The following is a 19,995-nucleotide window of genomic DNA, read 5'->3' as shown; positions in this document are numbered from 1 at the left end:
CGCACGGAACCTGTCCGTGGCCGGGTAGATGGGCTGCGCAGGGGCGTGAGCCGCATGGATGCGGCGACCGAGCTTACATGGATGTACTTGCAGCGTCCCCTGCGCGGCCCATCTACCCGGCCCCACCCATGAACTGCTTTGCGCGGTCACCCACGAGGGGCTGCGCCGTTGGCTGGAAACCCTATCCCCCGTGCACGGGCCGGTGCCCGCGCACCGCCATCACCAGCCCGATACCCGCCAGCAGCGACACCGCCGAGGTGCCGCCATAGCTGATCAACGGCATCGGAATGCCCACCACCGGCAGCAGGCCGGAAATCATCCCGCCGTTCACCAGTACGTACACGAAGAACGCCAAGCCCAGGCTGCCGGCCAGCAACCGTGCGTGCGTGTCGCGGGCGTGCACCGCGATCCACAGGCAGCGGCCGACCACGAACAGGTACAGCGCAAACACGGTGGCCACGCCGATCCAGCCGAACTCTTCGGCCAGCACCGAGAACGCGAAGTCGGTGGTGTACTCAGGCAGGAAGTCCAGCGTGGCCTGGGTGCCCTGCCCCCAGCCGCGCCCGTCCCAGCCACCGGAGCCGATCGCGATGCGCGACTGCAGGATGTTCCAACCGGTGCCAAGCGGATCCGCCGACGGATCAAGGAAGGTCAGCACGCGATCCTTCTGGTACTGCCGCAGCAGGCCGAACCAGGCCAGCGGCGCGGCAACGGCAAGGCCCGTCGCGCCAGTGGCCACCCAGCCCCAGTGCAATCCGGCCAGCAGCAGCGCGAACACGCCGCTGGCGGTAACCAGCGTGGCGGTGCCCAGGTTGGGCTGCATCAGGATCAGCACGGCGGGTACACCGATCAGCACGGTGGTGGTCAGTACGGTGCGCGGCGACGGTGGCAGCGGTTGCCGATGCAGGTACCAGGCCATCATCAGCGGCAGGCTGAGCTTGAGCAGTTCGGACGGCTGCAGGTAGAACACGCCGAGATTGAGCCAGCGCTGCCCGTACTTGCCTGTACCGATCACATACACCGCCATCAGCGGCAGCATCGACAGCGCATAGATTGCCGGCGTCCACGCGCGCAGCCGCAGCAGCGAAACGCGCGACAGCAGCCACATCGACGCCAGGCCACCGGCAAAACGTGCCGCCTGCCCAGCCACCGGACCGGACACGCTGTGCAGCACCGCCAGGCCCGCGCCCATCAGGATCAGCAACGCGATCAGCAACGGCAGATCGATCGTGCGCGCCACCTCACGGCAGCCGCCAAGCAGTCGTTTCCATTCCACGCGGGCACGGTAGCAATGCGTGCTTGCGTGAAGCTGTCAGGGTGCTCCTGCTCTCCGTAGCCGAGCTGCGGGGTCAGATCCCTTTTTCCTGTGGAAAAAGGGATCTGACCCCGACGCCGGACTCAACCGTAGCCGCCGTGCACTGGATTGTGGCTGCGCACCGCCATTACCAGGCCGAAGCCGGCCAGCAGTGACACCGCCGAGGTACCGCCGTAGCTGATCAGCGGCATCGGCACGCCCACCACCGGCAGCAGGCCGGAAATCATCCCGCCGTTCACCAGTACATAGACGAAGAACGCCAGGCCGGTGGCGCCAGCCAACAGGCGCGAATAGGAATCGCGCGACTGGCTGGCGATCCACAGGCAACGCCCGATCACCACCAGGTACAGGGTCAGCACCAGGGCCACACCCATCCAGCCGAATTCCTCGCTCAGCACCGAGAACGCGAAGTCGGTGGTCTGTTCGGGAATGAAGTTCAGGTGCGACTGCGAGCCCTCGCCCCAGCCCTTGCCATCGAAGCCACCGGAGCCGATCGCGATCTTCGACTGGATGATGTTCCAGCCGGCCCCCAGTGCATCCATCTCCGGGTCCAGGAACATCATGATGCGGTCCTTCTGGTACGGCCGCAGCAGCCAGAACCAGGCCACCGGCGCGACCGCAGCCACGCCGCCCACGCCCAGCCCGACCCACCACCACGGCAGGCCTGCCAGCAGCAGTACGAACACGCCGCTGGCGGCGATCAGCACGCCGGTACCGAAGTCGGGCTGCAACATCACCAGGCCGGTCGGCACGCCGATGATGATCAAGGCCACGAGCACGGTGTTGAAGCGCGGCGGCAGCGGCATCTTGTGCAGGTACCAGGCCACCATCATCGGCAGGCTGACCTTCAGCAGCTCGGCCGGCTGCAGGTAGAAGAACCTCAGGTCCAGCCACTGCCGGCCGTACTTGCCGGTGCCGAGCACGAACACCGCCAGCAGCGGAATCATGGAGATCGCATAGATCATCGGCGTGGCCGAGCGGATGCGCAGGATCGGCACCCGCGAGATGCCCCACAGTGCAGCCATGCCCACCGCGAAACGCGCACCCTGGGCCATCACCAGGCCGTCGCCACCGGCACTCTTCAAGGTGGCCAGGCCGATCACCATCAGCGCGCCCAAGGCCAGGCACAACACCCAGTCCAGCGTGCTGAAGAAGCGGCGCAGCATGTCGCCGGCCCAGCGCAGGAACACTTTCATCGTGCGGGCTCCGCAACCGTCGGGCGCGGCGTGGCCGGCACTGCGGCAGCGGCCGGCGTACCCGGCTGCGGCGCAGGGGCCGGCTCGGGGGCGGGGGCACCCACCTGCACCGGGTGTTCGCCCAGCTGCGCGGCCGCCAGATCACCGGCCTGGCGTGCGCCGGCGTCTTCGTTGTCGAACGCGGTGGCACCGATGGCGGTGGTACCACGCTCGCTGTCCAGCGGCTGCATGCCCTCGGGCATCTTGCCCAGCAGGTAGGCATCGAACACCTTGCGGGCGATCGGCGCAGCAGCCGAACCACCATAGCCACCGCCTTCCACCGCCACCGCGATCGCGATCACCGGGTTTTCGACCGGCGCGAAGCCGACGAACAGCGCGCGGTGGCGCAGGTGCATCGGCAGGCTCTTCGGGTTCACCGCTGCGGTGCCCTTGCGGCTGATGACCTGCGCGGTACCGGTCTTGCCGGCCATCACGTACGGCGCACCGACCGCCACGCGCCAGCCGCTGCCGCCCGGCCGCATGGTCGCCATCATGCCCTCGCGCACCGCCTGCACGTTGTTGGGGTTGGGGCTGACCGGCTTGCTCTCGCCGGGCGGCGTCGCGGTCCAGTCGCTGTCGAAGCCGTCGCGCTGCTGGATCACCAGGTGCGGGGTGCGCAGCTGCCCGTCGGCCAGCGCGCTGACGCCGCGCGCCAACTGCAGCGGGGTGACCTTCCAGTCGCCCTGGCCGATGCTGATGTTGACCGTATCGCCGGGGTACCAGGCTTCCTTGCGGGTCTTCCGCTTGTAGGCCGGCGACGGCAGGATGCCGCCGATTTCGCCGGTGAGGTCGATACCGGTCGGCTGGCCGAAGCCGTAGTACTCCATGTAATGGTCGAAGCGCTCGATGCCCAGGTCCAGCGCCAGCTTGTAGTAGTAGGTGTTGACCGACTCGGCGATGGACTTGCGCAGATCGGTCCAGCCATGGCCGCCACGATGCGCATCACCCCAGCCACGGCTGGTGCCGGGCAGGTAGAACATGCCGGTGGACAGCACCTTGTCTTCCGGGCGGCGCACGCCCGAGTCCAGGCCGGCCAGGCCGATCAGCGGCTTCAGCGTGGAACCGGGAGCGACGCCGCCGAGCACCAGGCGGTTGAACTGCGGCCGCGACGGGTTCTCGTTCAGCGCCTTGAAGTCGGCATGGGAAATGCCGTTCACGAACAGGTTGGGGTCGTAGGACGGCAGGCTGACCATCGCCAGCACCTCGCCGGTACGCGGGTCCATCGCCACTGCCGAGCCCTCCTGGTCGCCGAAGGCGGCCACCATGGCACGCTGCAGGTCCGCGTCGATCGACAGCCGCAGGTCGGCGCCGGACTGCGCGGCCACCCGGCCGATGGTGCGGATGGCACGGCCCTGCACGTTGGTTTCGACCTGCTCGTAGCCGACCTTGCCGCGCAGCTGCTGCTCGTAATAGCGCTCCAGGCCGGACTTGCCGATGTGGGTCAGCGCGGCATTGCCTTCGCCGAGGATCTCCAGATCCTTGTCGTCGACGCGGCCGACATAGCCGATGATGTGCGCAAACAGGTCACCGTACGGATAACGCCGGGTCAGGTAGGGCTCAAGCTCGACGCCGGGGAAGCGCCAACGGTCGACGGCGAAGCGCGCCATCTCCTCGTCGCTCATGCGCAGCTTCAGCGTGACCGGCAGGAACTTGCGGCGCGCCTTGCGCGACTTGTTGAACGCTTCCAGCTCTTCCGGGCTGATGCTGATGATCTTCGCCAGCCCTTCCAGGGTGGCGTCCATGTCCTTGACCTTGTCCGGGGTCACGTCCAGGCGGAACGCTGGCACGTTCTCGGCCAGCAGGCGACCGTTGCGGTCGTAGATCATGCCGCGCCCGGGCACCACCGGCCGCGGCTTGATGCGGTTGGCTTCCGAGCGCGTGGCGTAGACGTCGTGATCCAGCACCTGCAGCTTGAAGTACCAGCCGCCCAGGCCCAGCAGGCAGACCAGCACGCCCAGGAAACCCAGCGCCGCACGGCGGCGGAACTGTTCGGCTTCGGCGTGCGGGTTCTTGACCTGGCGGCGCGGGATCATGGCTCAGCGCCCGCGCTTGCCGAAGCGCACTGCGTCCAGCAGCACGAACACCAGCGGCCACAGGCCCATGCCCAACAGCGGGGCCCACCAGTACGACCACGGCAGGGTCGGCTCGCCCACCAGGATGTGGACCAGCGCGCTGACGATGCGGTCGTTGAACAACAGGCCACCGATGGCCAGCATCTGCTGCGACATCGGGAAGAAGCGGATGCGGGCGCGGAAACGCTGCAGGATGAAGGCCAGCATCACCAGCCGCAGCGCCTGTTCGCCGAGCACGCCGCCGTACAGCAGGTCGGCGACCACGCCGCTGGCGAAAGCGATGCCCAGGCCGACGCGCTCGGGCGTCTCGATCACCCAGTACGCCAGCACCAGCGCCAGCCAGTACGGGCGCAGCGGCTGCAGCAGCGCCGGCAACGGCAGCAGGCCCAGCAGCAGGGCTACGACCAGGCTGGCCGGCAATACCCACGGGTTGTCGCGCAGGCGGCTCATCGCTGGGCCTCCGGCGTGGTCGGTTGCCGGCCAGCGGCCGGCACTACCGGAGCAGCAGGATCAAGCGAGGATGCGGGAGCAACAGTTCTCGTTTGCGATGAGGGCTGTTGCCGGCCAGCGGCCGGCACTACCGGGGCAGCAGGATCAAGCGAGGATGCGGGGGCAACAGTCCTCGTTTGCGACGAGGGCTGTTGCCGGCCAGCGGCCGGCACTACCGGAGCAGCAGGATCAAGCGAAGATGCGGGAGCAACAGTCCTCGTTTGCGATGAGGGCTGTTGCCGGCCAGCGGCCGGCACTACCGGGGAGCTGACCGGAGCTGGCGTTGTTGTCGCTGGCGCGGCTCCCGCAGGCACGGTGGCGCCGGTGGCCGGGCCACCCGGAGTGGTTTCTTCCAGCTGCAGGCGCAGTTCCGGCGGAATGTGGATCGCCGCACCGGGGCGCAGCAGCAGCACATCACGGCCACGATCCAGCTGGGCGGCTGGCTTCAGTTCGCCGACCAGGAAGGCATGGGTGTCGTCCGGGCGCAGGCCGGTGATGGTGCCGACCGGAAAGCCGGCCGGGAAGCGGCCACCGAGGCCGGAGGTGACGATCTCATCGCCCACTTCCACACCGGCGCTGAGCGGGATGTCGCGCAGCTCCAGCGTGTCGCCGCGACCGTAGACGATCAGGCGTACGCCGTTGCGGGCCACGGTGACCGGCACCGCGTGGTCGGGGTCGGTCAGCAGCAGCACGGTGGAGGTACCGCCGGTGACGCTGATCACCTGCCCCATCAGGCCACCGGCATCGATCACCGCCTGCCCGACGTGCACGCCTTCGCGACTGCCGGCGTCGAGCACCAGGCGCTGCTTCACCGGGTCCAGGTCGATATCCAGGATCGGCGCCAGCTGCACGTCCAGGCCACTGCGCTCGGCCACGTTCAGCAGTTCGCGCAGCTGGGCGTTGTCCAGCGCTGCGGTCTGCAGTCGGGTCAGGCGCGCGTTGGCCAGCAGCAGCTGGTTGCGCAGTTCACGGTTCTCGGTGACCAGCTGGGTGTGGCTGGCCGCGGAATCCTTGACCTGGTTGCCGAGCTTGCCGGGCAGACCCGCCAGTGCCCACACAGGCTGCACCAGGCTGTTGGCCTGCTCGCGCAGGCGCGCCAGCCAACCCGCCTGATCGTCAAGGACGATCAGTGTGATGGCCAATGCAAGATAGGCCAGCAACCGCAGGGGGCTGGCGGCATCACCGGATCGGGAGGCAACGGGAGGACCGGCGTAGGGCGGCACGGCAACGATTCAACTGGCAGAAGGCGGAAGGGAAACACGCGGACGCCCCGCCGGTGCCGGCCCGCCATCGCGGCGGGCCGCACCCCGGAAGGGCGCGGCGGGCAGGAACGGCCGGGACGGCTTATTCCGGCGCAAAGAACTCGTTGCCGTGCATGTCCACCAGTTCCAGCGCACGACCGCCACCGCGGGCCACGCAGGTCAGCGGATCGTCGGCCACCTGCACGTGCAGGCCGGTTTCCTCGGAGATCAGGCGGTCCAGGTCACGCAGCAGGGCGCCGCCGCCGGTCAGCACGATGCCGCGCTCGGCAACGTCGGCACACAGTTCCGGCGGGGTCTGCTCCAGCGCCAGCTTGACCGCGCTGACGATGCCCGACAGCGGTTCGTGCAGGGCTTCAAGCACCTCGTTGGAGCTGATCTTGATCATCTTCGGCACGCCCTCGGCGAGGTTGCGGCCGGAGATCTCCAGCTCCTGCACCTCGGCCTGCGGGTAGGCACAACCCAGCTCGACCTTGATGCGCTCGGCGGTGGCTTCACCGATCAGCATGCCGTGGTTGCGGCGCACGTAGTTGGTGATGGATTCGTCGAAGCGGTCGCCGCCGATGCGGACCGAGGCCGAATAGACGATGCCGTTGAGCGAGATCACCGCCACTTCGGTGGTGCCGCCGCCGATGTCGATGACCATCGAGCCACGGGCTTCGGTGACCGGCATGCCGGCGCCGATCGCGGCAGCCATCGGTTCTTCGATCAGGTACACGTCACGGGCACCGGCTTCCTCGGCCGATTCCTTGATTGCGCGGCGCTCGACCTGGGTCGAACCGGCCGGCACGCAGACCAGCACGCGCGGGCTCGGGCGCAGCACGCGCGACTTGTGCACCTTCTTGATGAAGTGCTTGAGCATCGCCTCGGTGTAGGTGAAGTCGGCGATGACGCCGTCCTTCATCGGGCGGATGGTGGTGATGTGGCCCGGGGTACGGCCGAGCATCTGCTTGGCCTCGGCGCCAACGGCTGCCACCGAGCGAGTGCCACCGATGGCACGGTCCTGGCGCACGGCCACGACCGACGGCTCGTTCAGCACGATCCCCTGCCCGCGCACGTAGATGAGGGTGTTGGCCGTGCCCAGGTCGATGGACAGGTCGTTGGAGAACATGCCACGGAGTTTCTTGAACATCTGAGGAAGGAGTCCTGAGGGGTGTCGTGCCCGCCGCGGGATGGCGAAAAAATGGGCAGAAATCGAGGCCGACAAGCCTAGCAACCCGCCTGCCGCCGAGCAAGGAAAAAACTAGCTGAACCCGCGTCTTCACAGGCTTTCGGCCTGATCGGGCATCACCCGGTTCTGGCCCTGAGCGGCACCAGCGGGTAACCTTTGCGCCGTCGGGCGCCCAAGGGCGCCGTTTGCTTGCCCGCTGAACCGGGCCGGCCCACCCCAAAATTCACCGCATAGGCTTACATCGATGTCCGCTCTGATCTGTGGTTCTCTTGCCTTCGACACCATCATGGTGTTCCCGGACCAGTTCAAGAATCACATCCTGCCGGACAAGGTGCACATCCTGAACGTGTCCTTCCTCGTGCCGCGCATGCGCCGCGAGTTCGGCGGCTGCGCCGGCAACATCGCCTACAACCTGCACCTGCTGGGCGGCCAGCCGATCCCGATGGGCACCGTGGGTTCGGACTTCGGCCCGTACCGCGAATACTTCGAGGGCCTGGGCATCGACCTGTCGCGCGTGCGCGTGATCGACGAGCTGTTCACCCCGCAGGCGTTCATCACCACCGACCACGACAACAACCAGATCACCGCCTTCCACCCGGGCGCGATGATGCGCTCCTACGAGAACCACGTGCGTGGCGTACCGGGCGTGACCCTGGGCCTGGTCGGCCCGGACGGCCGCGAAGGCATGATCCAGAACGCGCAGGAATTCCACGAGGACGGCATTCCGTTCATCTTCGACCCGGGCCAGGCCATGCCGCTGTTCAACGGCCCCGAGCTGCGCGCCTTCATCGATCAGGCCGACTACGTGGTGGTCAACGACTACGAGTCGAACCTGCTGCAGGAGCGCACCGGCTGGGACGAGAAGGAGATCGTCAGCCGGGTCAAGGCCTACATCACCACCCGTGGCCCGAAGGGTGCGGTCATCCACACCCCGGAAAAGAGCTACGACATCCCGCCGGCGCACGAGCGCCGCGTGGTCGATCCGACCGGCTGTGGCGACGCCTTCCGCGCCGGCCTGATCTACGGCATCCAGAAGGGTTACGACTGGCTGACCATCGGCCGCATGGGCAACCTGATGGGCGCGCTGAAGGTCGAGCACCCGGGCACGCAGAACCAGCGCTTCACCTTCGATGAGTTCAACGAGCAGTTCAAGCAGCAGTTCGGTTACGCGCTGGGCGCGTAAGCCGAACTGCCCGCGCATTCCACCTTGTCCCCGCGCCTTCGGCGCGCCCCCATGAACAGCAAGGGGGCTTTCCACCCGATGCGCTGCTGGGAATGCTGTTGGTAGGTTTCGACCTTGGTCGACACTGCCGGCCAGCGGCCAGCACTACCCCTTCTGCCAGGCCGCCAGCCTGGCCACGGGTGTTCTGGTAGGTGTCGACCTTGGTCGACACTGCCGGCCAGCGGCCGGCACTACCCCTTCTGCTGCCAGGCCGCCAGCAAGGCGCGGCAATCGGCGAAATGCCAGTCGGCCCGGCCCGGCCACGGGTTCTCCGGCAGATTGACCAGCACGGTGTGGGTGCCCGCGGCGCGCCCGCACTCCAGGTCGTAGGCGTGGTCACCGACCATCACCGCGTGCGCAGCCCCGATGCCCCAGCGACGAAGATGCTGCTGCAGGCCATCCGGCGAGGGCTTGGGCACCGCTTCATCGCGGCCGATGATGTCGGCGTCGTCGAACAACGCCCCGACCCCGATCGCCTCCAGCGTCAGCTTCGCCAGCGCATGGTCGTTGCGGGTCAGGATGCCCAGCCGGCAACCCGCCGCCGCCAGCGCGCGCAGCAGCTTCACCGCACCCGGCGCTGGCAACGCGTCCTCGGCCAGGGCGCGCTCGTGATCCAGCAGCCACGCGCGCTTGGCCTGCGCCGGTGCGTCGGGCAATGCCGCGATATGGTCGAGGATGTCTTCCTCCGCGGCGATCTCCAGCGCGCGGCGGATCGCGGCGAAGTCATGCACGGCCACCGTCAGTGTGCCGTCCATGTCGAACACCCAGTGCCGGATCGCGGACAACGCGTGCACTGCGCTGCCCGTCGCAACCTTCACTGCCACCACTGCGGCATGCGGCTGGCGTCGACACCGCCGGTTTCGAACACGGCCGTTCGCGTGCCACCGGCCTTGACCGGGAACTCGATGCTGATCGACTTGCCCTTGCGCGCCAGCTTCCACAGTGCCTTCTGATCGGTGATGAACAGGGCGATGGCTTCATCGGTCTTCGGGCGCCAGGCCGCCATTGGTACCGGCTTGCCGTCATCCACGGTCACTTTCACCGTGCATTGCGGGCAACGGAAATCACCGGCCTGCAGCACCAGGTAGGCATGCCGCTTCCACTCCGGATGATCGCGGAACACCAGCTGCACCGGTTTGGCGCCGCTGCCATCCACGTCCACCCGTTCCTTGCTGTAGATCTGCGCCGAGACCTGGTTGCCCTTGATGCCCACCGGAATCTGGTTGTACTGCCATAGCCCCTGCATGCGGCGCAGGTCGCGCGCGGCGTCGCCCTTGGCCTTGACCTCGTCGAAGCCTGCGGCGATGCGCTCGGCGGCGGCGGTGTCCTTGTACTGGTCCAGCAGCGAGGCACCATGCAGGCGCGCGCGTTCCCAGTCCTGCGCGGCCACGGCCATGTCGTACTGCTTGGCCACGTCTTCGGCCTTGGCCTCCTTCTGCGCCTGCGCGGCGGCCGCAGCGGCTTCCTGCGCCTTGCGTTCCTCTTCCGGGTTGCTGCAGGCGGCCAGGGCCAGGGTGCAGGCGGTGAGCAGGATCAGTCGTTTCATGGCGGAGGTCCTATGCGAGTGCATCCCGATTCTATCGGCAGCGAAAAGCGGATACACCAACGGCGGGTTTCCCCGCCGTTGGTGGTGAAGCAGTGACCGGTTGCCAGCCAGCGGCCGGCACTACCGCTTACTTGGCTTCAGCCTTGGCCAGCATGTCCTGGACCGAGGCGGTGGTGATCGGGTGGTAGCCCGGCTTGGCCTTTTCGAAGGCCTGCTTGGCCAGTTCCAGACCCTTCGGGGTCTTCACCAGTTCGGCGTAGATCGGCAGGATCAGCTTGCGACGGCCGACGCGCTCGATGAATGCAGCCGCCCCTTCATTGGCCTGCTCGTAGCCGCTGCGGATCGCCAGCGGGTACCAGCGCATGGCGATCTCGCCATTGGGGGTGCCGGTGAAGTGGAAGGCCTTGTCCAGCGTGGCCAGCTTGTCCAGCGGCTGGGTCGCACCGAGGCCGTCGATGAAGCGCACCCATTCCTGGGTGCTCCAGTCGGCGATGACCTGGCTGCTGGGCACGGTGCCGGCGCTGGCGAAGGCGATGCGCGCGGTATCGACGCTGCTGAAGTTGCGCGACTGCGCCTTGGCTGCGAACGCCGGGATGCCCGGCTCGTCCAGCCATGCCTTCAGTTCGGCCTCGGTCACGGCCGACGGATTCTTCGGCAGCAGGTTCTTCTTCAGGTACTCGACGAACTGGTCGGTGTTCGCGCTCTGGAAGGCGTGGTCATCGAACCAACCACGCAGGAACGGATCGAAGGTCTCGCGGCCGAAGCGCTGTTCCAGGAACTCCAGGAACCACGAACCCTTGACGTAGGCGACCTGGCTGAGCGCTTCGTCGGGATCACGCTCGTTCAGCGGCGGCAGCGCCAGTGCCTGGTCGGCCGGGCTCATGTCCTTCACTTCGGCCAGCAGGTCGGTCTGGTCGATCTGCTTCTCCATCTCGGCCATTTCCTTGCCGTACAGGGCTTCGGTGATGCGGCCCTGGACGTAGGTGGTGAAGCCTTCATTGAGCCAGATGTCCTTCCAGCTGGCGTTGGTCACCAGGTTGCCCGACCAGCTGTGCGCCAGCTCGTGGGCCACCAGCGAGACCAGCGACTTGTCGCCGACGATCACGGTCGGGGTGGCGAAGGTCAGGCGCGGGTTTTCCATGCCGCCGAACGGGAACGACGGCGGCAGCACCAGCATGTCGTAGCGGCCCCAGCGGTATTCGCCGTACAGCTTCTCGGCGGCACCGATCATCTTCTCGGTGTCTTCGAATTCCTTGGCGGCCTTGTTGACCATGGTCGGCTCGGCCCAGACGCCGGAGCGGCCGGAGATCGGCTCGAACACCAGGTCGCCGGCCGCGATGGCCAGCAGGTAGGACGGAATCGGCTGCGGCATCTTGAAGGTGTAGTCACCGTCACGCGCGGCCTTCGGGTCGTTGTCGGCGCTCATCAGCACCATCACGTCCGGGCGCGAGACCACGTGCGCGCTGTAGGTGAAACGCACGCTCGGGGTGTCCTGCAGCGGCACCCACGAACGGGCGTGGATGGCCTGCGACTGGCTGAACATGAAGGGCAGCTTCTTGCCCTCGGTCATCGACGGTGCCAGCCACTGCAGGCCCGATGCGGTCGGCGCGGTGTGGTAGGTCACTTCCACCTTGGCCGGCTGTTCCGGGGCCTCGATGGTCAGCTTGCTGCCGAACACCTTGTCAGCGGCGGCCAGCTCGAACTTCAGCGGGCTGCGCGCGCCATCGGCGGCGACGGCCTCGACCTTGGACACGGTCAGCTCGCGGGTGTCGAGCACCAGCTGCCTGGCGTCCTTCTGCTTCCATTCCAGGGTGTAGGTGGCGGTGCCGCCAATCTGCTTCTGGTCGAAGTCGAGCTTCAGATCCAGCGCGATGTCCTTGATGACGACCTTGTCCGGCTCGGCGTACGAGCTTTCGTCGTGGCTGCGGTTCTCGGCGTTCACGGGGGCGGCAGGGGCCTTTGCGGCAGTCGGGGCGGCGGCGGGCGCGGCCGCCTCCTGGGAGCAGCCGGCGGCCAGGGCCACGGCCAGCGGAAGGAGCATCAGCGGATTACGCATGAATCGGGACCGTTACGGGGATCAAACCCCAATGGTACCTCCCTCCGGCCCGGCAGGCGTTGCGCGGTGCGGGGTAATGGCAGGCAAGCCGATCCTGCGCCTCGGGCGCATGCCAACCAATGTCGGCATCTATAGGCAGGTACCAACCTTGGTTGGCACGGACCCATCAACGCATGCGGCAGGCCCGTGCCGACCAAGGTCGGCAGCTACCAGATCGGATCACCGCAGCGGGCGAGCACCAACCAAGGTTGGCACCCACCAGAGCGGGGCTTACAGCTTGTAGCCGGAGTGGATCGAAACGATGCCGCCGGTCAGGTTCTTGTAGTGGCAGCGCTCGAACCCGGCCTGCCCCATCATCGCCTTCAGTTCATCCTGCGGCGGGTGCTTGCGGATGCTCTCGGCCAGGTACTGGTAGCTGTCCGAGTCATTGGCGAACAGCTTGCCCAGCTTCGGCAGGATCTTGAACGAGTGGAAGTCGTAGATCGGCTTGAACCAGTCCGCGGTGACTTCGGAGAACTCCAGCACGCGGGCCTGGCCCCCGACCTTCAGCACGCGGTACATCTCGCGCAGGCCGGCGTCCTTGTCGGTCACGTTGCGCAGGCCGAAGGCGATGGTGACCAGGTCGAAGCTGTTGTCCGGGAACGGCAGGGCCTCGGCGTTGCACTGCACGTAGTCCAGGCCCAGCACCAGGCCGCGGTTGGTCAGGCGATCACGGCCGACCGACAGCATGCCGGCGTTGATGTCGCCCAGCACCACCGAGCCCTCGGCGCCGACGCGCTCCTTCAGCAGGGCGGCGATGTCGCCGGTGCCGCCCGCCAGATCGAGCACGCGGTCGCCCGGCTTCACCTGCGCGGTGGCCACGTAGTAGCGCTTCCACGCCCGGTGCACGCCCAGGCTCATCAGGTCGTTCATCAGGTCGTAGTTGCGCGCGACCGAGGTGAACACCTGGCCGACCAGCTTCTGCTTGTCCTTGGCGGCGACGTCGCGGAACCCGAAATGGGTGGTACCGGCTTTGTAGGGGGATTCGCTCATGGCCCCGATTATCGCACCGCCGGGGGCCAGCGGCACCCCCTGCCCGTATCATGGCGGGCCACGACTTACCGGAGCCCCGCATGATCACCACGCCCGACTACCAGGCCCTGCTGCAGACCGCCATCGCCGAAGCCCGCCAGGGCCTGGCCGAGGGCGGCGTGCCGATCGGCGCAGCCCTGTACCACAACGACGGCCGCCTGCTTGGCTGCGGCCACAACCGCCGCGTGCAGGAAGGCGACCCGTCGGTGCACGGCGAGACCGATGCGTTCCGCAAGGCCGGCCGCCAGCGCCGTTACCAGGACACGATCATGGTCACCACCCTGGCACCGTGCTGGTACTGCTCTGGCCTGGTGCGCCAGTTCAACATCGGCACCGTGGTGGTGGGCGAATCGCGCACCTTCCAGGGCGGCATCGACTGGTTGCGGGAAAATGGCGTCAACGTGATCGACCTGGACAGCCAGGAATGCGTGGACCTGCTGGGCGGCTTCATTGCGCAGCACCCGGAGATCTGGAATGAAGACATCGGTGAATGATCACCACGCAGTGTCCTGTTGAACCCGTTTAATGAACGCTTCAGTGCCGGCACGCCCTAGTGCCGGCAGCGTTTGCGGCCATTGCCGTGAACCAGTGCACAGTCAGCTGCGCAACGTGCACACGCTGCGATAACACCCCGCCCGGCTGCCGCGCCTAGGGTGGGGTTACCGGGACTTCTTTCCCCGGCGGAGCCAGCCATGTGCGCGCACGCCGTACGACCTGCACCAGACTCGATCCTCGACCCGATCCGCGAACGCCTGCAGCGGCAATATGCACTGCACCGGCGCGGCGCATTGTTCTGGACCGCCTACCAGCGCATGCAACTGGAGCTGGTCCGTCGCCATCCGCTCGACCACGAGCGTCTGTGCAACGCGATGGCCACCCTGGCCGAAGATCTCGGTGCCGTCGAGCACGCGCAGTTGATTGGACATGCCAACGCCAGCTCCACATCGCGCTGACGCGGCATGCACCGCCACATACGCCACACTCCGATGAACCCCCACTCCCTTTCCACTCAACCGAACTGGATTGTCATGCACGCTGAAGTCCCCACCATTCCTCCGGTCATCAACGTTGACGCCGAGCTGGATCACTGGCGCCGCCAACATGCCGAAGGCGCACTGCCGCACAACTCGTTCGGCTCGTACGTGCCGTGGATCAAGTTTGCCTGCGATTCGCTGATCACCCAGCCGCGCGCCAGCGAGGCCGAACGTGACGAGATGTTCCAGACCCAGTACGCCCTGCAGATCATGCCGCGACTGAGTGAAGCCCAGGCCCGCGAATTCGTCGACCGTTGCTGGCAGCACGTCTACCAGAGCAGTCCGGTGCGCAGCCTGCAGGCACCGCGGCTGCAGCGCATGCGCGCCTGACCGCCGCTGCACGGCGCCTGCACGGGCCACTGCCGATCATCCTCGTCACCTGAGTGGGACGACGACGATGAAAGTACGAAACCTGTTCAATACGATCGCCAAGAAGGCCGCGGCCGCCACCGGCTCGCCGTGGACCTTCCTGGCTGCAGTAGCGATCGTGGTGATCTGGGGCATCAGTGGCCCGGTTTTCGGTTTCAACGACACCTGGCAGCTGGTGATCAACACCGGCACCACCATCATCACCTTCCTGATGGTGTTCCTGATCCAGCACACGCAGAACGCGGACACCGCCGCGATGCAGATCAAGCTGGACGAGCTGATCCGGGCGACGGCCGAAGCCAACAACGAACTGTTGGATCTGGAAGAACTGGACGAAACGCGCCTGGAAGAGATCCGCGCCGAGTACGAGCAGATGGCGCGCGAAGCCGGCGATGCGCTCGCGCGGGTGCGCGCCTGCCATGCAGCGCGGCGCGACGATGAAGCGGTGTAGCAGGTCCTGAAATGACAATGCCGGCCAGCGGCCGGCACTACCATCGATCATCAAGGTAGAGCCGGCCGCTGGCCGGCTGTCCTTCAGCTGCGCTCGTGCCAGCCACCGCCCATCACCTTGTACAGGGTGATGCGGTTGGCCTGCTGCGCCAGCTGCGCCTGCAGCTGGGTCTGCTGTGCGTTGTAGGCCGTACGCCGCGCATCAAGCAGGGTCACGAAGCTGTCCAGGCCCGCGTCGTAGCGCGCCTGCGACAGGCGGTTGGCCTGTTCGGCCGCTTCCACCAGGCGCTGCTGTGAACTCACCTGCTCGTCCAGGCTGACATTCAACGCCAGCGCATCGGCGGTTTCGCGGAAACCCACCTGGATCGACTTCTCGTACTGCGCCAGAGCGATATCACGATCGGCGTTGGCGATGGCCAGGTTGGCGCGCAGCTTGCCGCCCTGGAAGATCGGCAGCGTGATCTTCGGCAGGAAGCTCCACACGCGCGTACCGCTGTCGAACAGGTTGGACAGTTCGCTCGAACCACTGCCGATGCTGCCGGTCAGCGAGATGCTCGGGAAGAACGCCGCGCGTGCCGCACCGATATTGGCGTTGGCCGCCAGCAGCTGGTGTTCGGCAGCCATGATGTCCGGGCGCTGCAGCAGCACGTCGCTGGGCAGGCCGGCCGGCGGCGGTGCCAGTGCAAGCAGCTGCGGCTCGATGCTGTCCGGCAGCAGCGCCGGATCCAGCTGGCCACCGGCCAGCAGCGCCAGCGCGTTGCGGTCCTGGGCCAGCTGGCCACGCAGGCGTGCGGCGTCCGTACGCGCGGTCTCGACCAGGGTACGGGTCTGGGTCAGCTCCAGCGCCGAACTGCCACCACGTTCGTGGCGGGCCTCGGCCAGGCGCAGCGAATCCTCGTAGGTCTTCAGCGTGGCATCGGCGATCTTCAGCCGCTGCGCATCGGCACCGTAGGTCAGCCATGCGGTCGCCGTCTCGGCCACCAGGCTCAACTGCGCGTTGCGGCGGTTGGCGGCGACGGCGAAGTACTGCTGCAGCGCGGCTTCACTGAGATTGCGCACGCGGCCGAACAGATCCAGCTCGAACTCGGCCACGCCGACACCGGCGGTGAACTGTTCGTTGACACCGGCGTCGGTGCCCTGGCGCTGCATCTGGCCGGTAACGGCCACGCCGGGCACGCGATCAGCGCGCTGCACACGGTACTGGCCGCGCGCGCGCTCAACGTTGAGCACGGCCACGCGCAGATCGCGGTTGTTCTGCAGCGACTGGTCGATCACCTGCTGCAGGCGCGCATCGGTGAAGAAGTCGCGCCAGCCGACGGCGGCGACATCGGCCACCTCGCCCTGCGCGGCCTCGGCCGGCCACTGCGCCGGGATCGCCGGGGCGACAGCGGTGTTCTTCGGCACCAGGGTGGAGCAGCCGGCGAGCGCGAGCACAGCGGCAATGGAAAGGAACAGGGATGCACTTTTCATGGGAATGACTTCCATCGGTACTGCCGGATGGCAGGAGGTCATGCCGGCCAGCGGCCGGCACTACCGTTTCGACAACGCCAGCCTGAGGCCGGCATGACCGTTTCAGGTCACGTCGTGGATTTGCGCTTGAACACGCGCTGCACCACCACGAAGAACAGCGGCACGAAGAACACACCGAGCACGGTGCCGACGATCATGCCGCCGAGCACGCCGGTGCCGATCGCCTGCTTGGCGCCGGAACCGGCACCGGTGGAGATCGCCAGCGGTACCACGCCCATGCCGAAGGCCAGCGAGGTCATCACGATCGGACGCAGGCGGTCGCGCACGGCATGCATGATCGATTCGATCAGGCCTGCGCCCTTCTCCAGGTTCTCTTTGGCGAACTCCACGATCAGGATCGCGTTCTTGCTGGTCAGGCCCACCGTGGTCAGCATCGCCACCTGGAAGTAGATATCGCGTTCCAGGCCCTTGAAGGTATTGGCCAGCACCGCGCCGAGGATGCCCAGCGGGGCCGCCAGCAGCACTGCGGTCGGCACGCTCCAGCTTTCGTACATCGCGGCCAGGCACAGGAATACGATCATCAGCGAGAGCGTGTACAGCAGTGGCGTCTGCGAGCCAGCCTGGCGCTCCTGGTACGACATCGCCGTCCATTCGATGCCGAAGCCCGCCGGCAGCTGCTTGGCCAGCTGTTCGATCTCGGCCATGGCATCACCGGAGGCGACACCCGGGGCCGGTTCGCCCTGGATTTCCATGGCCGACACACCGTTGTAGCGTTCCAGGCGCGGCGAACCGTAATCCCAGTGCTTGGTGGCGAAGGCACTGAACGGCACCATTTCACCCTTGTCGTTCTTCACGGACCAGAGATCGAAGTCCTCCGGCACCATGCGGAACGGCTGGTCGGCCTGCACGAACACACGCTTGACGCGGCCACGATCGACGAAGTCGTCGATGTACGAGCTGCCCCACGCGGCGGCCAGCGTGCCGTTGATCTGGTCGATTGACAGCCCCAGCGAGGTCGCCTTGGCCGCGTCGATGTCGATGCGGAACTGCGGCGTGTCCTCCTGGCCGTTCGGGCGCACGTTGGCCAGCTTCTTGCTGCCGGCGGCGAGGCCGAGCAGCTGGTTGCGCGCGGCCACCAGTGCCTCGTGGCCCTGGCCGCTGTTGTCCTTCAGGAAGAAGGTATAGCCCGAGGCGGTGCCCAGTTCCGGGATGGCCGGCGGCGGGAAGGCGAAGATGAAGGCATCCTTGATCTGGCCCAGGGCCGCCATCGCGCGTCCGGTGATCGGCATCACGCCATTGTTGGCGTCACGCTCGCTCCAGTCCTTCAGCTTGACGAATGCCATGCCGGCGTTCTGGCCCATGCCGGCGAAGCTGAAGCCCTGCACCGAGAACACCGAGTCCACCGCATCCTTCTCGTTCTGCAGGAAGTGGTTTTCCAGTGCCGCGATCGATTCCAGCGTACGTTCCTGGGTGGCACCCACCGGGGCCTGCACCAGCGCCATCAACACGCCCTGGTCTTCGTTGGGCAGGAATGAGCTGGGCAGGCGCACGAACAACACGCCCATCAGCACGAACAGCGCCGCCACGATGCCCATGAAGCGCCACGGGCGATGGATGATGCCGCGCACGCCACGCTGGTAGCTTTCGCTGGTGCGGTCGAATCCACGGTTGAAGCCATTGAAGAAGCGACCGGCCAGGCCGCGGTGGGCGACGTGGTGCTCACCCTTCTTCAGCGGCTTGAGCATGGTCGCGCACAGCGCCGGGGTCAGCACGATCGCGACCAGCACCGACAATGCCATCGCCGAGACGATCGTGGCCGAGAACTGGCGGTAGATCACGCCGGTGGAGCCACTCATGAAGGCCATCGGCACGAACACCGCCGACAGCACCAGGCCGATGCCCACCAGCGCGCCGGTGATCTGGCCCATCGACTTGCGGGTCGCCTCGAGCGGCGACAGTCCTTCCTCGGACATGATGCGCTCGACGTTCTCCACCACCACGATGGCATCGTCCACCAGCAGGCCGATCGCAAGCACCATCGCGAACATGGTCAGCATGTTCACCGAGAAGCCGAGCATGGCCAGCACGCCGAAGGTACCCAGCAGCACCACCGGCACGGCGATGGTCGGGATCAGGGTGGCGCGGAAGTTCTGCAGGAACAGGTACATCACCACGAACACCAGCACGATCGCTTCGATCAGGGTCTGCACCACGCCCTTGATCGACACGCGCACGAACGGGGTGGTGTCGTACGGGACCTCCGCCTTCAGCCCGGCCGGGAAGAAGCTCTTCATGTCTTCCAGCGCGGCATTCACACCAGCAGCGGTATCCAGCGCGTTGGCGCCGGTGGCCAGGGTCACCGCCAGGCCGCTGGCCGGCTGGCCGTTGTAGCGGGTGACGAAGTCGTAGGACTCGGCACCCAGCTCGACGCGGGCGACATCCCCCAGGCGCAGCTCGGCACCGTCCTGCGCACCGCGCACGATGATGTTGCGGAACTGTTCCGGGGTCTGCAGGCGCGACTGCGCGTTGATGGTGGCGTTGAGCTGCTGGCCCTTGATCGACGGTGCACCGCCAAGCTGGCCGATGGCCACCTGCGCGTTCTGTGCCTTGATCGCTGCGGTCACTTCCGCAACCGAAAGGCCATAGGTATGCAGCTTGTTCGGATCCAGCCAGATGCGCATGGCGTACTTGCCACCGAACACCTGGATGTTGCCCACGCCCGGCACGCGGCTCAGGCGATCGACGACATTGGAACCGACGTAGTCGGCGATGTCGTTGGCATCCATGCTGCCGTTCTCGGACACGAACGCGATGACGTTCAGGAAGCCCGAGCTGGACTTGGCCACGTTGATGCCCTGCCGCTGAACTTCCTGCGGCAGCAGCGGCATGGCCAGCTGCAGCTTGTTCTGCACCTGCACCTGGGCGATGTCCGGGTTGGTACCGCTCTCGAAGGTCAGGGTGATGGTGGCCTGGCCGTTGGACGAGCTGTTGGAGGAGAAGTAGATCAGGCCATCAAGGCCCTTCATGTTCTGCTCGATGATCTGCGTCACCGAGTCCTCGACCACCTTGGCCGATGCACCCGGGTAGGTGGCGCTGATTTCCACCGCCGGCGGTGCGACGTTGGGGTACATCGAGACCGGCAGCTTGAACAGGGCCAGGCCGCCGGCGAGCATGATGATGATGGCGATCACCCACGCGAAGATGGGTCGATCGATGAAAAAGCGTGCCATGGGGTT

The 19,995-nt window shown here is 66.8% G+C and carries 17 protein-coding genes; 5 read left to right on the top strand and 12 right to left on the bottom strand.

All coding sequences use genetic code 11. The annotated features are described in order from the left end of the window. Nucleotides 1-181 precede the first annotated feature (181 nt). The 6 genes from rodA (AC5P9L_RS04620) to AC5P9L_RS04595 all read right to left on the bottom strand — a co-directional run bounded on the left by rodA (AC5P9L_RS04620) (nucleotide 182) and on the right by AC5P9L_RS04595 (nucleotide 7,502). A complete protein-coding gene (rodA, locus tag AC5P9L_RS04620) occupies nucleotides 182-1,276 on the bottom strand; it encodes a rod shape-determining protein RodA (RefSeq protein WP_033834551.1) in 1,095 nt (364 codons plus the stop codon). Between the two features lie 122 nt (nucleotides 1,277-1,398). Further along, nucleotides 1,399-2,511 (bottom strand): rod shape-determining protein RodA, encoded by a 1,113-nt coding sequence (rodA, locus tag AC5P9L_RS04615; RefSeq protein WP_262101866.1) that lies wholly within the window; start codon nucleotides 2,509-2,511, stop codon nucleotides 1,399-1,401. Beyond that, on the bottom strand, nucleotides 2,508-4,583 hold the full coding sequence (gene mrdA / locus AC5P9L_RS04610) for a penicillin-binding protein 2 (protein WP_043035516.1): 2,076 nt from the start codon (nucleotides 4,581-4,583) through the stop codon (nucleotides 2,508-2,510). Before mrdA ends, rodA (AC5P9L_RS04615) begins: the two co-directional genes overlap by 4 nt. A gap of 3 nt (nucleotides 4,584-4,586) precedes the next feature. Beyond that, nucleotides 4,587-5,072, bottom strand: coding sequence for a rod shape-determining protein MreD (gene mreD / locus AC5P9L_RS04605; protein ID WP_005411075.1), 486 nt, complete (start codon nucleotides 5,070-5,072; stop codon nucleotides 4,587-4,589). After that, nucleotides 5,069-6,334, bottom strand: a complete 1,266-nt coding sequence (gene mreC, locus AC5P9L_RS04600) for a rod shape-determining protein MreC (protein WP_279915999.1) — start codon at nucleotides 6,332-6,334, stop codon at nucleotides 5,069-5,071. The genes mreD and mreC overlap by 4 nt, the downstream gene beginning before the upstream one ends. A gap of 121 nt (nucleotides 6,335-6,455) precedes the next feature. Beyond that, nucleotides 6,456-7,502: a rod shape-determining protein gene (locus tag AC5P9L_RS04595; protein ID WP_005411077.1), complete on the bottom strand. Its 1,047-nt coding sequence runs from the start codon at nucleotides 7,500-7,502 to the stop codon at nucleotides 6,456-6,458. Nucleotides 7,503-7,785: 283 nt separating this feature from the next. Here AC5P9L_RS04595 and AC5P9L_RS04590 point away from each other — a divergent pair, with 283 nt between their 5' ends. Then, nucleotides 7,786-8,724 carry a carbohydrate kinase family protein gene (locus AC5P9L_RS04590; RefSeq protein ID WP_005411078.1) on the top strand — a complete coding sequence of 313 codons (939 nt, stop codon included), beginning with the start codon at nucleotides 7,786-7,788 and terminating at the stop codon, nucleotides 8,722-8,724. 230 nt (nucleotides 8,725-8,954) lie between these two features. On the opposite strand, the gene AC5P9L_RS04585 is transcribed toward AC5P9L_RS04590, so the two are convergent. The 4 genes from AC5P9L_RS04585 to ubiE all read right to left on the bottom strand — a co-directional run bounded on the left by AC5P9L_RS04585 (nucleotide 8,955) and on the right by ubiE (nucleotide 13,397). Then, nucleotides 8,955-9,590 carry an HAD family hydrolase gene (locus AC5P9L_RS04585; protein WP_049450127.1) on the bottom strand — a complete coding sequence of 212 codons (636 nt, stop codon included), beginning with the start codon at nucleotides 9,588-9,590 and terminating at the stop codon, nucleotides 8,955-8,957. Beyond that, entirely contained in the window at nucleotides 9,578-10,309 is a 732-nt protein-coding gene (locus AC5P9L_RS04580; RefSeq protein ID WP_062605607.1) for a hypothetical protein, read from the bottom strand. The genes AC5P9L_RS04585 and AC5P9L_RS04580 overlap by 13 nt, the downstream gene beginning before the upstream one ends. Before the next feature lie 127 nt (nucleotides 10,310-10,436). Then, nucleotides 10,437-12,365 carry a M1 family metallopeptidase gene (locus AC5P9L_RS04575; RefSeq protein WP_049397127.1) on the bottom strand — a complete coding sequence of 643 codons (1,929 nt, stop codon included), beginning with the start codon at nucleotides 12,363-12,365 and terminating at the stop codon, nucleotides 10,437-10,439. A gap of 270 nt (nucleotides 12,366-12,635) precedes the next feature. Further along, a complete protein-coding gene (gene ubiE, locus AC5P9L_RS04570) occupies nucleotides 12,636-13,397 on the bottom strand; it encodes a bifunctional demethylmenaquinone methyltransferase/2-methoxy-6-polyprenyl-1,4-benzoquinol methylase UbiE (RefSeq protein WP_005411082.1) in 762 nt (253 codons plus the stop codon). Nucleotides 13,398-13,477: 80 nt separating this feature from the next. On the opposite strand from ubiE, the gene AC5P9L_RS04565 reads away from it, so the two are divergent. From AC5P9L_RS04565 to AC5P9L_RS04550, 4 genes are all read left to right on the top strand, one after another. Beyond that, nucleotides 13,478-13,930: a nucleoside deaminase gene (locus tag AC5P9L_RS04565; protein ID WP_005411083.1), complete on the top strand. Its 453-nt coding sequence runs from the start codon at nucleotides 13,478-13,480 to the stop codon at nucleotides 13,928-13,930. A gap of 198 nt (nucleotides 13,931-14,128) precedes the next feature. Beyond that, the gene (locus AC5P9L_RS04560) at nucleotides 14,129-14,389 is read left to right on the top strand and encodes a hypothetical protein (protein WP_005414515.1); all 261 of its coding nucleotides are present in this window, start codon (nucleotides 14,129-14,131) and stop codon (nucleotides 14,387-14,389) included. Nucleotides 14,390-14,464: 75 nt separating this feature from the next. Beyond that, on the top strand, nucleotides 14,465-14,800 hold the full coding sequence (locus AC5P9L_RS04555) for a hypothetical protein (protein ID WP_005411085.1): 336 nt from the start codon (nucleotides 14,465-14,467) through the stop codon (nucleotides 14,798-14,800). Nucleotides 14,801-14,867: 67 nt separating this feature from the next. After that, nucleotides 14,868-15,290, top strand: coding sequence for a low affinity iron permease family protein (locus AC5P9L_RS04550; RefSeq protein ID WP_062605601.1), 423 nt, complete (start codon nucleotides 14,868-14,870; stop codon nucleotides 15,288-15,290). Between the two features lie 83 nt (nucleotides 15,291-15,373). Here the strand turns inward: AC5P9L_RS04550 and smeF are convergent, their stop codons facing one another. Further along, nucleotides 15,374-16,774 carry a multidrug efflux RND transporter outer membrane subunit SmeF gene (gene smeF / locus AC5P9L_RS04545; protein ID WP_012481298.1) on the bottom strand — a complete coding sequence of 467 codons (1,401 nt, stop codon included), beginning with the start codon at nucleotides 16,772-16,774 and terminating at the stop codon, nucleotides 15,374-15,376. A gap of 92 nt (nucleotides 16,775-16,866) precedes the next feature. After that, on the bottom strand, nucleotides 16,867-19,989 hold the full coding sequence (smeE, locus tag AC5P9L_RS04540) for a multidrug efflux RND transporter permease subunit SmeE (RefSeq protein WP_005411088.1): 3,123 nt from the start codon (nucleotides 19,987-19,989) through the stop codon (nucleotides 16,867-16,869). Nucleotides 19,990-19,995: the final 6 nt, after the last annotated feature.

The sequence above is a fragment of the Stenotrophomonas sp. YJH_SMC_64 genome (assembly GCF_059371375.1).
Note: the sequence above shows the minus strand (reverse complement) of the source record. Positions and strands in the feature narration are given on the sequence as shown.